General features: G+C 46.3%; 11 protein-coding genes. 1 reads left to right on the top strand and 10 read right to left on the bottom strand.

Annotated elements, in window-relative coordinates:
- Window positions 1–196: 196 nt before the first annotated feature.
- The 3 genes from GC130_RS16275 to GC130_RS16265 all read right to left on the bottom strand — a co-directional run bounded on the left by GC130_RS16275 (window position 197) and on the right by GC130_RS16265 (window position 4,673).
- Window positions 197–1,525 carry an erythromycin esterase family protein gene (locus tag GC130_RS16275; RefSeq protein ID WP_151999393.1) on the bottom strand — a complete coding sequence of 443 codons (1,329 nt, stop codon included), beginning with the start codon at window positions 1,523–1,525 and terminating at the stop codon, window positions 197–199.
- Between the two features lie 6 nt (window positions 1,526–1,531).
- Window positions 1,532–3,514 carry an ATP-dependent zinc metalloprotease FtsH gene (ftsH, locus tag GC130_RS16270; RefSeq protein ID WP_226940523.1) on the bottom strand — a complete coding sequence of 661 codons (1,983 nt, stop codon included), beginning with the start codon at window positions 3,512–3,514 and terminating at the stop codon, window positions 1,532–1,534.
- Window positions 3,515–3,791: 277 nt separating this feature from the next.
- Window positions 3,792–4,673, bottom strand: coding sequence for a DUF2911 domain-containing protein (locus GC130_RS16265; protein ID WP_151999391.1), 882 nt, complete (start codon window positions 4,671–4,673; stop codon window positions 3,792–3,794).
- Between the two features lie 276 nt (window positions 4,674–4,949).
- On the opposite strand from GC130_RS16265, the gene GC130_RS16260 reads away from it, so the two are divergent.
- Complete coding sequence (locus GC130_RS16260; RefSeq protein ID WP_151999390.1) at window positions 4,950–5,393, top strand: DUF2267 domain-containing protein; 444 nt, start codon at window positions 4,950–4,952, stop codon at window positions 5,391–5,393.
- Window positions 5,394–5,856: 463 nt separating this feature from the next.
- Here GC130_RS16260 and GC130_RS16255 read toward each other — a convergent pair whose 3' ends face one another.
- The 7 genes from GC130_RS16255 to acsA form a co-directional block, all read right to left on the bottom strand.
- Complete coding sequence (locus GC130_RS16255; RefSeq protein ID WP_151999389.1) at window positions 5,857–8,247, bottom strand: Lon protease family protein; 2,391 nt, start codon at window positions 8,245–8,247, stop codon at window positions 5,857–5,859.
- Between the two features lie 392 nt (window positions 8,248–8,639).
- On the bottom strand, window positions 8,640–8,888 hold the full coding sequence (locus tag GC130_RS16250; RefSeq protein WP_151999388.1) for an acyl carrier protein: 249 nt from the start codon (window positions 8,886–8,888) through the stop codon (window positions 8,640–8,642).
- A complete protein-coding gene (locus GC130_RS16245) occupies window positions 8,885–10,126 on the bottom strand; it encodes a dihydrolipoamide acetyltransferase family protein (protein ID WP_151999387.1) in 1,242 nt (413 codons plus the stop codon). The genes GC130_RS16250 and GC130_RS16245 overlap by 4 nt, the downstream gene beginning before the upstream one ends.
- Window positions 10,119–11,114 carry an alpha-ketoacid dehydrogenase subunit beta gene (locus GC130_RS16240; protein WP_151999386.1) on the bottom strand — a complete coding sequence of 332 codons (996 nt, stop codon included), beginning with the start codon at window positions 11,112–11,114 and terminating at the stop codon, window positions 10,119–10,121. Before GC130_RS16240 ends, GC130_RS16245 begins: the two co-directional genes overlap by 8 nt.
- Entirely contained in the window at window positions 11,107–11,550 is a 444-nt protein-coding gene (locus GC130_RS16235; protein ID WP_151999385.1) for a DUF5655 domain-containing protein, read from the bottom strand. Before GC130_RS16235 ends, GC130_RS16240 begins: the two co-directional genes overlap by 8 nt.
- Window positions 11,534–12,535: a pyruvate dehydrogenase (acetyl-transferring) E1 component subunit alpha gene (gene pdhA, locus GC130_RS16230; protein ID WP_151999384.1), complete on the bottom strand. Its 1,002-nt coding sequence runs from the start codon at window positions 12,533–12,535 to the stop codon at window positions 11,534–11,536. The genes GC130_RS16235 and pdhA overlap by 17 nt, the downstream gene beginning before the upstream one ends.
- Window positions 12,535–14,268, bottom strand: coding sequence for an acetate--CoA ligase (gene acsA / locus GC130_RS16225; protein WP_226940522.1), 1,734 nt, complete (start codon window positions 14,266–14,268; stop codon window positions 12,535–12,537). The genes pdhA and acsA overlap by 1 nt, the downstream gene beginning before the upstream one ends.
- Between the last annotated feature and the right edge of the window lie 193 nt (window positions 14,269–14,461).

Raw genomic sequence — 14,461 nt, 5'->3', positions numbered from 1 at the left:
GGTTTTGATTACAACAAGACTTAAGTTAATAGATTGAGGGGACTCTATCGATGATCTTCATCATTTGGGTACAATGATTTTCATTTGGCCAGGACCCCTTGGAGTAGATGATATAATTGTCAACGATTCATAGTGCCGCTCTGACTACGCCGTCCGCACTTGATTGATTGCCATCATTGAAAGTGCTTCTGTTGCCCTACACACCAAATGGGTAGGTTTCAGGCATTTGATGTCCCTCAGGCATTATGTGGAGAGAATGTAGTGCTTTTGTTTCCTCAAAAAACATAAATGCATCGTACCTGGCAGGAATGACGCTTGGGACATAATTGCCACGTTTTTCTGTGTCAGGGTTATATACCACTCCAATGGCTCTGTGTCCTATTTCGTTGTAGAAGAATGCATTTTGTTTGAAGTCATCCATAAGAAAATAAGTGTTTTGTAAACGAGACTTTTGGAGGAGGTCTTCCCAGCTGCCGGTTATGGCCGGGGGAACCATCATATATTGTAGCCTCTGGCCCCAGCCGGACGCTGCTACCACACTTCCCTTATAAGAGCCAAAGCCTACCAGAAAAACGTTGTCGTTGAGATATTCCTTCCTCGCTAGTTCTCCAATGTTGTGCATCTTCTCAAACCGCATATCGGTAGCCCTGGCATCACCAACATGCGTGTTATGCGCCCACACTATCGCCTTTGCATCCTTTCCATGGTGCTCCAAAAGCCTTGTCAGGGTTTGCATCATGTGTGTGTCACGAATATTCCAGGTCTGGTTTCCACCATGAAGCATTGCCCGATAGTATTTTTCAGCATTTTGAGCAACCAAGGCATTTTGCTCGGCACTAAACACGTTTTCCTGATCAGAATTGTATTGGGGAGCCCTTTTTTGAATCTCTCTGAGCAAATCTACTACCTCCCGGGTGCAGGGTTCAGGTACCATGGCTGACGCATAGGCGTATGTTGTTCCCTCGTCGCCTTTGTAGGGTTCAAAACATTGAAAGGCTTTTTCTGCGTAAGTCAGTGCCGACGGATCTGTCTTTTGGAGATAGTTTATGATGGACTCCATCGATTCCCACAGGCTATAGACATCCAATCCATAGAACCCCACCTTTTTGTTGATGGGGAGTGTTTTGTTGTGATTGTATAGCGATTCGGCCAGGGCGAGTACTTCCCAGTTGGCCCACATCCAGGTAGGCCACCTGTTAAAAGCATGCAAAACTTCAAATGCACTTTTCCCCGCCCCCGAATAATTCTTGATGTATCGGTTAACCCTGTAGCAATCTGGCCAGTCGCCTTCAACAGCAATAAAATAGAACCCTTTTTCTTTGATAAGCCGCTGCGAAATTAATGTCCGCCATTTGTAGTACTCGTGGGTTCCGTGCGACGCCTCACCCAGCATAACAATTTTCTTATCTCCGGCCCTTTCAATGAGTTCATCAAGATCCTCGGAGGTTTGCAATGAATGTGAATGTGATACCAAATAATCGGCGACACTTTCTTGCTGGTTTTCTTTGGACAGATGTGCTGACATGACTGATCAATGTGTTGATACTGCGAGTGGGGGAGGTTCGTACGTTGTGCGTTTTCCCAGAATTTTCTCTATTTCATCCGAGAAAACGATTTCCTTTTTCAGGAGCAATTCTGCCAATGCAGCTAGTTCTTTTTTGTGCGCTGTCAAAATTGTTTTGGCCTCGTTGTAGCTTTTGTCTATCAGTTTGCGCACTTCATCGTCGATAATTTTTCCTGTTTCTTCGCTGTAGGGTTTTTGAAAACCTGCATCCGTACGACCGGTGGAATCATAAAAACTAATATTCCCAAGCTTCTTGTTGAATCCATAATAGGCCACCATAGCATAAGCTTCTCTCGTTACTTTCTCAAGATCGTCAACCGCACCGGACGACACCTCGCCAAAAATGACCTCCTCAGCGGCACGGCCAGCAAGGGCGGCAGTAAGCTGCTGTGCAAACTGGGAGTAGGTTCTTATTTGCCTTTCCTCAGGTAGGTACCAGGCAGCTCCAAGGGATTTTCCACGGGGAATGATCGATACTTTCACCAGCGGATCAATATGTTCCAACAGCCAGCTGGCCACTGTATGGCCTGCTTCGTGATAGGCAATGACCTTCTTTTCTTGTGATGAAATGATCTTACTCTTCTTTTCAAGCCCTGCAATGATCCTGTCGATAGCATCGAGAAAATCCTGTTTTTCTACTTTCTCCTTTTTCTTGCGGGCGGCAATTAGGGCTGCTTCATTGCATATATTGGCGATGTCGGCTCCCGAAAACCCAGGTGTTTGGGAGGCAAGAAAGGCTGTGTCTACAGTTTCTGATAGCACCAGCGGCTTCAGATGCACATTGAAAATTTCTTTTCGTTCTGCCTGATTAGGTAGTTCGAGGTAAATGTGCCGGTCGAACCGTCCGGGTCGTAGCAGGGCAGGGTCAAGGACATCGGCCCGGTTGGTTGCTGCCAACACGATCACACCTGTATTGGTTCCAAACCCGTCCATTTCCGTCAGTAGCTGGTTGAGGGTGCTTTCCCTTTCATCGTTAGCACCACTGTAGAGCGTGTTTTTCCCTCTTGTTCTGCCCACGGCGTCTATTTCATCAATGAAAACAATACAGGGAGCCTTTTCTTTTGCTCTTTTGAAAAGGTCACGCACCCTGGAGGCACCCACACCGACGAACATTTCTACAAACTCAGAGCCTGACAATGAAAAGAATGGTACCTGAGCTTCTCCTGCCACTGCTTTGGCAAGGAGGGTTTTCCCTGTTCCCGGAGGGCCAACAATGATTACGCCCTTTGGGATTTTGGCACCCAGCTTTGTGTAGTCTTGGGGTGTTTTTAAAAAGTCGACAATTTCTTTAACCTCCTGCTTGGCCTCTTCCAGCCCGGCCACGTCGTCAAAAGTAACGGTACTCTTCCCTTCATTTTCCAGCAGGCGTGCTGTCGATTTACCAAAGCTAAAAGGGGAGCTTCCGCCTCCAGCGCCGGTGCGCATAAAAAAACGCATGAATAGAAAAAAAAGACCCAACGGAACCAGCCAAAGAAGAATCTGTCCCCAGCCAATGCTGTCTTCATAGCTCACGTTTATTGTCTCCACGTCGGGAAAGTCGTGTTGGGCCTGCTCCATTTTTCTTTCAAAGGCATCAACAGAGCCAATATTGAAAGTGTAGTGGGGACCTGAGGCAATGCCGCCAAAGGGAGACTTTAAAACCTTGCTGAAAGTGGAATCCTCTGCTAACTCTGGTTTTATATAAACTTCTGCAGCTGCCTTGTTGAGTACCACTATCTTATCCACTGCATTTTTGCTGAAGATTTCCTTTTCAAATTTCTGCCATGTTACTACTTGAGGAGAAGAGAAGAAATTGCTTCTTGAAATAAGGATAAACGCAATAACCAGGAACAGAAGACTCAACCAGCTCCCGTTAGTTGGCCTGGGAAATTTATAACCATCGCCAGAAGTCCCTGCGTTTGAGCTTCTGGGTGGCTTTGTAAGCTTTTTTTGAGTTGTTTTCTTTGCCACTGCTATTATGGTTATCGTAGTAATAAAAGTGGCTTTACTTTGATGTATTAGGAATGATTGTTGTCCAGTGAGGGCATGACATATATCACGCATTGAAAGTCAGAATCGCTATTTCACTTTCTGAAAAGACTTTTCTGCGCCAGGGCCTCTGCGACTGTTTTTGAACAGGGGGTGAGAAAGAAAAGACTACGGAAGGGAACCGCCTCCATTCAAGGAAGAAGGAGATAGCTGAACTTCCGTAGTCTTCGTAATTCAATGCAGTGTTCCGATTTCTAAATTATTCAGACTTGTTTTTCCTCAATTCTTTCCATCTCTCGATTTCCATTTCGTTCATTCGAACATAGTCCTGATCGTTTTTTGCTTTGGCATAGTCTTTGGAAAGAGTGGCGGTTTCTATGGCACCTTTGAAGTCTCCCATTTTAGCCTGGATCTCTGCTTTGGTATGCATCATCCAATAGGCCTCGGGGCTGTATTCCAAAGCTTTTTCTATCCAGGTTAAAGCCTGGGCAAGCTCTCTGTTGGTATCGAGATAGTATTTGGCAGCTATGTAGTATTCTCCGGCAATTTTCGCTTCAGGGTTGTTGGTGAATTTTTTAATTTCTGCCACAACTTTTTCATCCACACTCGTGGTAATCCTGAACCCTACTTTGGTGTAATCCCAGAAAAATTGAAGCTCAGCACAGTTCGGGCATACATTGGCAAATTGAATAGTAAAGGTTTCAACGGGCTCTTTGAGTGGTTGCGGCTTTACCTTAAATCGCACCACATCATATTTATCTGTATAGTCGAAAGCCCCCCAAAGCCATGGATCACGACTGATGATCATAGTCCATTCTTCTTTACCGGGAATTGCATAGAGCGCATAAATTCCGGGAGTTAGTTTGTATGAATCTTGAATTGTAATGCCTTCTTTTATGTAAAGCTTGGTTGAAGCATTGGCTCCCAGTCGCCAGACTTTATCATACGGTACAAGTTCACCAAATACTATTCGTCCTCTGACACTTGGACGTGAATACTCAACATGAACCTCGCTAAATCCGATTTTTTGAGAAAGCGTTGCGAAAGGGCTAAGGTCGGGGGTCACAATTTGCGCCTGGGCCATAAAGCCTGCTGCAAACAGTGCCGCCAGCAAAACGGTGTTTTTCAGAAAACTTTTCATGATAATTAATATTTACTTCCGTTAATTCAATTTTTAGTCTTCCCGAATCTATTGCCAATCTCCTTTTTAGTCTATGACCACCATCACGCCAGGCAAGGATTGTTGTCTTCATAAATCATTTTCGTAAAGGGTTTTAGAGTGATAACAATCACTACAATTCCAATGGAAGTCATTGGTGATTTGTGAAGGTATGGATAGCTTTATTTTGAATGAAAGTGGAGGCAGAACCTAAGCTTAACACTTCAAAATGAATGTTTTATATAAAACAAAAAGACGATGGTACTCGATTTTGAAAAATACGCAATGAGAGGCAATGAGTTTATTCATCAGCTTGAGGCAAATCTTGGTGTGGAAGACAGGGCGCATGCCGCCCGTATACTGAGAAGTACCTTCAGAGTACTGCGAAGGCATATTACGACCGAAGAGTCAATGCAGCTCTTGGCTCAATTACCTATGGCCTTGAAGGCGGTATATGTGGATGGTTGGAAATTGGACGATTACCCCAGAGTAAAAAATGTTGACGACTTTCTGGTGGAGATAGCCGAAGCCGAAGGGAGCACAGCCTGGAGAGATTTCGGTTGTCAGGAAGAAATACTTGAGGCCGTGAAGGCTGTGATCAGGACCATGGCATTGTATATAAGCCAGGAGGAAATAAGCCATGCGCTGGGGACATTGCCGAAAAAAATTAATGAGGCACTGGCAAAGGGTGTTCAAGTGTGAGGCTATGACAATCCGTATGGTGCATGGACGGATTGGCATAACGAAAATCATTCACAGCCATCATGGTAATGATGAAGCTCTTCAGTGCCGGTGACGGCGGTCATAGTGAATAGTTGTAGCTATGGTTAAGTTTAATACGACATAAACAAAGCCTTATCCGGCTAAACGACCAGGGCGCAAAAAAGTAATTGCTATGATAGGCATGAAACTAATGCCTGAAGAATTGACAAAAAGCGCAGTGCCATTTAGAGGGATAAGGTTGGGTTATACAGGCAGCATAGCATAATGGCTTTAAAAAAGAGCTATAACTATGCTGATCCGGAAGGCGGAGTGAATATTCCGCCTTCTCTTATTTGTTTTAACTCAACCGGATTTTTAAAGTGGAAGGTGTTTTCAAAAAAACTGCCGGCTATTCGATAGGCCCACTGAGTATTAAGCAGTTTTCATAAAGTATTGAAAAAGATTAGTTGGTCACTTGTTCACCATTGTCGGAAAAGGCCTTCATTCTATTGGCATAGTCATTCAGTTTTTTATTCACTAAATATGACAATGTACCTTTGGTTTCCATTGGTTCTGCTTTGAGGCCGGTAAGAATCTCCATTCCCTCGTCGATAGTGTCTACAGCCCAAACTTTAAATTTGTTCTTCCTGATGGCTTCCTGTACCTCTTCACGCAGCATAAGGTTGCGTACATTGGAGGCAGGAATAATCACTCCTTGTTCTTCATTAAAGCCCAGAATTTTGCATACTTCAAAATAGCCTTCGATTTTTTCATTCACGCCACCAATGGCCTGTATTTGGCCTTTTTGATTCACGGAGCCTGTTACAGCAATGCCCTGCCTGATAGGAACACCTGAAAGGCTGGATAAGATTGCATATAGCTCACTGCTGGATGCACTATCGCCCTCTATTTCAGCATACATTTGCTCAAACACAATCCGTGCATCCAGGCTCACTGGTTTGTTTTGTGAGTATTTTTCGGCCAGGTAGCCTGAAAGAATCATTACGCCTTTGGTATGAATGGGTCCACTGAGTTCGGCTTCCTTTTCAATCGCCATTACACCATCTTTCCCCAGGTTACTGCTACAGGTGATCCTATTTGGAATACCAAATTCAGTATCTCCCAGCTGAATCACCGAAAGGGCGTTTACCTGTCCCACCTTTTTTCCCTTATGGTCTATAAGCAGTTGCTTGTTGGCAATCATTTCATTGATATGATCACGCACCAGTGCCGACCTGTATACTTTCTCTTCAATGGCCTTTTGAATATGAGGCCCCCCAATATGCTTAGCTGAACCTTCCACCGAGGCATAGTAGTTGGCTTCTCTGATCACGTCCGATACTTCGCTGAAAACAGTGCTCAGTTTGTTCTGGTCTCCAGCCAGGCGTGACCCATGCTCTATCATTTTGGCCAGGGCTTCATCATTTAGAAAGCTCAGTCCTTCCTTTTGACTTAATCTGTTGCAAAAACCAATGTAGTCGCTCATGCTTTGGTCGTTACGTGGGATCAAAACATCAAAATCGGCCTTCACCTTAAACAATTCCTTAAAGTCGCTGTCGTTGGTGTAGAGCAAATGGTAGTATAGTGGGTCGCCCAGCAGCACCACTTTTACGTTTAAAGGGATAGGTTCGGGCTTTAAGGTTTTGGTGGTAATGAACCCCCATTGATCGCCTGCTTCTTCAATGACGATTTCTTTATTTTTCAAAGCCCTTTTTAGACTTTCCCACGAAAAAAGGTTCTTGAACAAGTCTTCCACCTGAATAATCAGGTAACCTCCGTTGGCCTGATGCAGCGATCCTTTCCGAATGAGGGTTAAATCAGTAAGCCATGTGCCCATTTGAGATTCTTTCTCTACCCGGCCAAACAAGTTATTGTAAGTAGGGTTGAGCTCAATTACTACAGGCGATCCGGCTGTTGTGCCATTGTCCACAAGGATATTGACCTCGTATTTTTTAACGAAATTGTTGTTAAGAAAGGGTTCTAAAGCTATTTCTTCATCAGGTTTCTCATAGCCGATAAAACCTGGCAGGTTAGCAAGAATGTCCTCTTTTATATTCTTTAGGTGTTGCATTACCTGGGGCAACGCTTCATACTTCTCTTCTATTTCTTCAATGAGTGAGCCTATCGCAAAGCTGGCCGCTTCTTTTTCAAGTTTCTCCAGGGCTTCATTCGTTTCCTTTTGAAATCTTCTTGCCTCACGAATCAGCTTTTTTATTTCATCAATATACCTGTCTTGCTTTTTCCTGATTTCTCTTCTTTTTTCTTCGCTTAGCTTGTTGAATTGATTGTCTGTCATTGGCTTCCCATTTTTCAGGGGCACTGTGACGATATCTACAGGGGTCTCTTCGATCAATATTGATTCTTTTGCCGCACGTTCATTGATGTCTTTGAACAGGTTCTTTTGGCGAAGAGTAAATGCGTCGATAATCTTACCTTTTCGATTGATGAAGTCTTCTTTTTCAAAGGCTTTTACCAGCGTTTGATGAACATCCTGCACCAGTATTTTCATGTCTGTTTTGAACTCAACTGCTTTCCCGGAAGGCAGGGGCAGTTTTGTAGGCTGATAGGGGTCTTGAAAATTGTTTACATAGCACCAGTCATTGGGTGGGGATTCTTTTTTTGCGGGCCCGTCTATATAGTTTTTAACTGTAGTTAGCTTTCCTGTGCCCTGAATGCCTGACACGAATATGTTGAACCCATTGGCTTTGATGCCCAACCCGAATTTGAGGGCTTTTGCGGCACGTTCCTGACCAATAATAACATCCCCCGAAGCAGTTGATTTGGCCAAAAGCTTTTTTATGCTGGAAGGCTTGCATTTTTTTCGGACGGCTTCAAAAGGGAGCTCTGTTTTCATCAAATTCTTTCTTTGATTGCAGATTCAAGTTACCCCCACTGTATATAGCATTTGATGACTGCTATCATAAGGTGGCATGTGCCATTGTGATCTTCGTCATTTTGTTTCGCGGGGGCATCTCGGGTGCCAGCCTGCTTGCTCATTGTAAGATTGAAGTTTGAGTATGTGCCTGTAATAGTGTGTGACCGGGTGCGTAGTTCATTCCATCAATCACTTTGCTGTAGTTTTCCGGGCAGGCTTTGTCGGAGTAATTGAGATTTTCTTGTCGACATATCTCCGGCCAAGGCACTCAGGGTTTACAGACGTTTTAAATTAAAAAGTCAAATGGCTATTTTTAAAACAACTGCTGACTTCTGCCTCTTGACAGCCCAAATTGACCTACAGCAATTCTGTCACTTCCTCATTCTAGACTTGATGTACTCAAGAAGGCTTTTCATTGTTTGAATCTTCCCGTAATCTTCTTCGGGCGTATCTATGCCAAAAGCTTCATCCATGGCTACCACAAACTGTAGAGAATCGAAGGAATCAATTCCCAGCGTTTGACGAATACTGTCATCCGGCTGAAGCTCTTCAGGGTTCATATCTGGGGCTATGTTCTTCAAAAGGCGTATTACGGTTTGTTTGATCTCTTCTTCGTTCATAACAATTCTGGTTGATTCAGGTATTTTTTTAGTTCAGTAAGAAACCTGCTGCCTGTACTTCCGTCGGTAGCCCTGTGATCGGCTGAGAGACTGATGGTTAGCACGGGCTTTGCACCCACCATACCGTTTTCGGCCCAGGGCTCTTCTTTTATGCCCCCAAAACCTACAAGCGCCACCTGAGGGGGGTAAATGACACCGAACATGGTTTCTACTGTGTTGTCGCCAAGGCTGGTAACAGTAATGGTTGAGTCGACAAGCTCTGAACTTCTTAGTCTCATAGCCCTTGCTCTTGGAATAAGATCTGACAGGTCTTTCATCAGCTCGTCTGTCGATTTTTTATTGGCATCGTGAATGGCAGGGGCTATAATACCCCCAGTGCGGAGAGAAACCACAAACCCAATGTGAATATCCTTTTTACGTTGTAGCCCATTGTCCCACCATGCGTTCATGTCAGGCACCTCCTCCAGCGCCCGTGCAGTTGCCTTGACATAAAGCACCACAGGTAGAAGCCTGTCTTTAACGGATCGTTGCTTGTTGGTGTCGGTAAGCCAGGCCAGAGCCAGGCTCATGTCAACTTTTGTCTGGAGGTAGTAGTGGGGGATTTCCCGGTTCGACCTGCTCACAGCAGCTGCTATCGCCATCCGCATGGTGTCTGTGGTCGATTTCTCCGGCGTCGGCTGTTGTGCCGCATCATATGAAGCTTGTTCAGAGAGTGGACGTGGCTGCGTAGTCACAGCCTCCTCAACGTCTTTCCGTGTAATCGCTCCTTCCGGCCCACTTCCTTTTATCAGTGAAATATCAATTCCTCTTTCTGCGGCTATTCTTTTGGCCAGGGGAGAGGCCCTGATACGGTGAACCGGAATGGGTGGCGGAGTAGGGATTGCCGGCGGCGGGGTTGCTGCCTCCCCAGCCACTTTGGCTTCCTTTTCTTCAATCTCAGCTTCTTTGGGCGGTACTTTTTCTTCCTCTTTCTCGCCTACCTTCATTCCTGTTTTTGCCTCACTTTCGGTCAGTATGTGTGTCATCAGAGTGCCAACAGGAACTTTATCATCTATTTTAAGCAAAAGCTCTCCAATAATGCCTTCATCGAAAACCTCTATTTCGATAATACCTTTTTGGGTTTCAACTTCAGCAATGATGTCGCCTCTGTTTATATGATCACCAGGCTTCACTCTCCATTCCCGAAGAAACCCGGCCTCCATATCGGCCCCCAAGCTTGGCATGCGGTACTCAACCATAGTTCACTATTTTTTTTACAAGTGCTACAATCTGATCTTTTTGAGGAAGTGACGCCTCCTCAAGGTGTTTGGGGTAGGGCATGGGTACTTCAATTCCACACAGCCGCTCCACTGGGGCATCCAGATCATAGAAGCACTTCTCCATGATCCTGGCGCTTACTTCTGACGATATGCTGACCGACTGCCAGGCATCTTCCACAATTATTGCACGGTGAGTTTTGGAAACAGAGGCAACAATGGTTGCGGTATCAAGCGGCCTGAGTACACGAAGATCCACTACTTCCGCTGCAATGCCCGCCTCGGCCAGCTCGGCGGCAGCCCCAAGGGCTTTGTAAACTCCCGATCCATAAGTGATGATTGAAATGTCACTTCCTTCTCTTCTCACCCTGGCTTTGCTAATATCAACAGATTGAATGTCGGCAGGTATTTCTCCTTCCATGTTAAGCATGGCGGTGTACTCAAAAAGAATAACAGGGTCAGGATCGTCGATGGCCGGCTGAAGCATCATTCGGGCGTCTTCGTGTGTGCCCGCAGAAATCACCTTTAAGCCTGGTATATGGGCGAATAACGGTTCCCAGCTGTGAGAGTGCTGAGCTGCCAGCTGTCGGCCTGTGCCACAACTCATGCGGATAACTACCGGCACACTGAGCTGTCCGCCCGACATATGAAGCAATGTAGCCGCATTGTTGGCGATCTGGTCAAACGCCAGCAAGCTGAAATTGACCGTCATGATCTCTACAATGGGCCGCATTCCTCCGAGGGCGGCACCAATGCCTGCGCCGGTAAAGCCGGACTCTGACAAAGGTACGTCCATGATGCGGTCGGGGCCGAACTCCTTCAGAAACCCTTTGCTTACGGCGAAGGCGCCTCCATAACTGCCCACGTCTTCTCCCATTAGAAATACCCTGTCGTCATTTCGCAACGCATCAAGCATGCCTTGTTTCAGGGCTTCCCGATAGGTGAGTTTTATGGTTTGTTTGTCATTCATTTTTTCTCGTCAATGGCTGGGCTGCTTCGTGTATCCACTGAAGCAGCTCTTTGTCAATGTCTTTGTCGCTTTTTATTTCTACCAGATACAGATAGCGGTGGGCAGAGAGCTTTGCCTCTTTGTGGAGGCGCTCACTTTTTATTTCACGGTTCAGGGCGAAATCCACCCTTATGCGGTCTCTTAAAGCAAACACGGCTGCAAAGGTGACGCTACTTACAAAGTGGATACAGCATTTCAGCGACTCTACTTTGAAGGAACCAACCTGCCGTTTTACAGCCGTTTCAAACTTGTCGTACAATAGTTCAGCAACAGGCTTTCTTTCGAAATGCTTGTCCAGTGGAAAAAAATTGCACGAATGCGCCTGTCGCTGCCTTTGAAACCGGCGACCACATTTTGGACAGACCCACAAGGGCTTTGTGTCAGTTGGCGCTTTCACTGTAAACGTATTTAGTAAGATATTCTACCGGTTCCCAGGTGCCTGCTTCTGCAAAGTCGACGGCCTTTTGCACCTCTGCTTCAATGCGTTGTTCAAGTTTTGTTACCTCCTTTTCAGAAATGAGCTTGTTTTCGTTGAGATATTCCCTAAAAATCAAGATGGGATCTCGTTTTTTCCATTCTTCCACTTCTTCCTTTTCTCGGTAGAGTTCTGCATCGAACATCGAGTGGGCCCTGAACCTGTAGGTGTTGCACACCATAAAAAAAGGTTCGCCACTTTCCCGGATTGTATCTATGGCCTGTTGAGCTCCATCGAGCACCTTTAGTAGCCTCATACCATCGACCATACATGACTTGATGCCATACCCAATGGCTTTCTTCTCCAGGTTGTGAACAGCATGAGTATGCTCGAGAGAAGTTCCCATGGCATAGAGGTTGTTTTCACAAACAAATAAGACTGGCACCCGCCAGAGTGCGGCAAGGTTCATCGCCTCATGAAACTCTCCTTCGGCCGCTGCCCCTTCTCCAAAAAAGCAACAGGTAATCCGTTTACGCCCCATTTTTTTATCTGCAAGGGCCATGCCCACGGCCATGGGAAGATGGCCCGCTACTATGGCGTTGCCCCCATAAAATCTGGCTTTGGCATCAAAAAGGTGCATCGACCCACCTCGTCCCCGGCTACAGCCTTCCTGTTTGCCGTACATTTCAGCCATGATGGCACCTGCGTCTATGCCTCGCACAAGCGCATGTCCATGTTCACGATAAGTTGCAAGAATGCCGTCTTCCGGAGATAGTGAATTGATTATGCCGGTAGCCAGGGCTTCTTGTCCGATATACAAATGCAGGAAGCCACGTATTTTTTCTTTTGTATACATTTCGGCAGCCTTCTCTTCAAACCTTCTTATCAGCATCATTTGGTAGAGTAGCTTATGACTCAGCTTCCGGTCGACTGGCAGGGTGTCTTCTATGTTGGGTTGCTTCTTCATCAGGTTGCTTCTAAAGTTGATGTGTCACCTTCCGGCAAACCTAACTCCCTTGCTTTCAGCAATCTTCTCAGTATTTTACCACTGCGTGTTTTTGGGAGCGCCTCGATAAAATCAATTTCTTTTGGAGCTACTGCCGAACCGAGCTTTCGCCGGGCATGGGCCGTTATGTCGAGCCTTAATTCATTATTTGCTTCCTTACCTGTTTTGAGCACTACAAAGGCTTTGACGAGTTCGCCAATAAGTGGATCTGGCTTACCGATGACAGCCGCTTCGGCCACAGCGGGGTGCTCCATCAGGGCGCTTTCCACCTCAAAAGGTCCTACCATATGTCCGGAGGTTTTGATGATGTCGTCCGCCCTGCCAACAAACCAGAAATAGCCATCGGCGTCCCGGCGGGCCAAGTCCCCGGTGAGGTACCAGTCGCCTCGGAAACACTTGTTATAGCGCTCTTCCTGATGCAGGTAGGTTTTAAACATCGAAGGCCAACCTCTTTTCAACACAAGGTGTCCATCTTTTCCTGGTTCGGTAATGATGCTAAAACCGTCATCAGACACCTCTGCCAGGGCTGCTTCGATCCCGGGAAGAGGCTTGCCCATTGAACCCGGTTTGACAGGGAAGGTCAGGTAGTTTGAAATCATGATGCCTCCTGTTTCTGTTTGCCACCAGTTGTCGAGCACAGGCACGCCAAAGGTGCTCTGTCCCCAGCGCACGGCTTCAGCGTCAAGTGGCTCACCCACACTCAATACCAGCCTAAGGTGCTCAAGATTGTATTGTTCACGGGGCACTATGCTCATCCGCATCAGTCTTCTGATGGCAGTGGGGGCGGTATACCACACGTTTACTTTCTGCTCCTCAAGAATATTGTACCATCTCAAAGCATCAAATTCTTCCTCGTCTACAATATTGGTTACCCCATTCACCAACGGAGCAATAATACCATAGGAGGTGCCGGTAACCCACCCGGGGTCAGCCGTGCACCAATAAATATCGCCGGGGTGAAAATCAAGTACAAGCTTGCCTGTAGCATAATGCGTCAGTACGGCATTGTGCACATGCAAAGCTCCCTTGGGCATGCCAGTGGTGCCACTGGTAAAATGCAGCAAGGCAGGATCATCGGGTTGCGTTAAAGGGATTTTGAAAGCCGGGGAGGCTTTTTCCATCAGCAGAGGCAGTGAAAGTACTTTGCCATCAATATCTTGTTTCGCATCGGTTATCAGCACATGTTTCAGGCTGGGCAAACGGTCGAGTAGTGGCTCCACTTTTTTTGTGAACAACTCCTGGGTGGCCACAAGCACTTTTGCTTCACCTTTTGACATCCGTTGGAAAACCGGCTCCGGCCCAAACACCGAGAAGAGAGGGCAGAACACTGCCGCTTTCTTTAGGGATCCCAGGGCGGCTATGTAAAGCTCGGGAATCCGGCCAGTCAGGTTGAACACGGTTTCGCCTTTCTTCACTCCAAGCGAGGCAAGTACATTAGCGAAGCGGTTGGAGAGTTCGGACAATTCCTGATAGGTAAAGTCCTGCCTTGAGCGATCCTTCCTTATCCAACGGATAGCAACATTGTCTTTCAGTTTTCCTTTTGCATGCCTGTCGACAGCCTCATATGCAATATTGAGCCCACCATTTTCTGGCAGGCCACTGAGGTGCTTGCGCTCACCCGTCCAGGAGAAAGTCCTATATAAGGCATCGTAGTCCATTAGATTTGGGCTTTGGCTGTTGCTGACTGGCTTCATATTCTTCATACTTAAAAATAAAGCTGATCGGTAGTGCAGCCAATGACCAAATCACGATGGGTTCATGACATTCCTCATTAAAGTGGCAGGGAATGCGGGTACTGATACAATGTCGCCAAAAGCCTTAGCCTCGAACTTTATCAGCATGATCCAATAGCTGATCTGTTGAGGTCTTCGGTAAAAAACGCCAGTG

The sequence above is a fragment of the Imperialibacter sp. EC-SDR9 genome, assembly GCF_902498805.1.
In the GTDB taxonomy this organism is placed as follows: Bacteria; Bacteroidota; Bacteroidia; order Cytophagales; family Cyclobacteriaceae; genus Imperialibacter.
The sequence above is the reverse complement of the archived record's forward strand: the minus strand, read 5'-3'. Positions and strand labels throughout refer to the sequence as shown.

What these genes read in the sequence shown, in the direction of transcription:
- GC130_RS16275 (WP_151999393.1), bottom strand. Translation starts at nt 1,525, where the DNA reads ATGTCAGCACATCTGTCCAAAGAAAACCAGCAAGAAAGTGTCGCCGAT.
- GC130_RS16265 (WP_151999391.1), bottom strand. Translation starts at nt 4,673, where the DNA reads ATGAAAAGTTTTCTGAAAAACACCGTTTTGCTGGCGGCACTGTTTGCA.
- GC130_RS16260 (WP_151999390.1), top strand. Translation starts at nt 4,950, where the DNA reads ATGGTACTCGATTTTGAAAAATACGCAATGAGAGGCAATGAGTTTATT.
- GC130_RS16255 (WP_151999389.1), bottom strand. Translation starts at nt 8,247, where the DNA reads ATGAAAACAGAGCTCCCTTTTGAAGCCGTCCGAAAAAAATGCAAGCCT.
- GC130_RS16250 (WP_151999388.1), bottom strand. Translation starts at nt 8,888, where the DNA reads ATGAACGAAGAAGAGATCAAACAAACCGTAATACGCCTTTTGAAGAAC.
- GC130_RS16245 (WP_151999387.1), bottom strand. Translation starts at nt 10,126, where the DNA reads ATGGTTGAGTACCGCATGCCAAGCTTGGGGGCCGATATGGAGGCCGGG.
- GC130_RS16240 (WP_151999386.1), bottom strand. Translation starts at nt 11,114, where the DNA reads ATGAATGACAAACAAACCATAAAACTCACCTATCGGGAAGCCCTGAAA.
- pdhA (WP_151999384.1), bottom strand. Translation starts at nt 12,535, where the DNA reads ATGAAGAAGCAACCCAACATAGAAGACACCCTGCCAGTCGACCGGAAG.
- acsA (WP_226940522.1), bottom strand. Translation starts at nt 14,268, where the DNA reads ATGAAGCCAGTCAGCAACAGCCAAAGCCCAAATCTAATGGACTACGAT.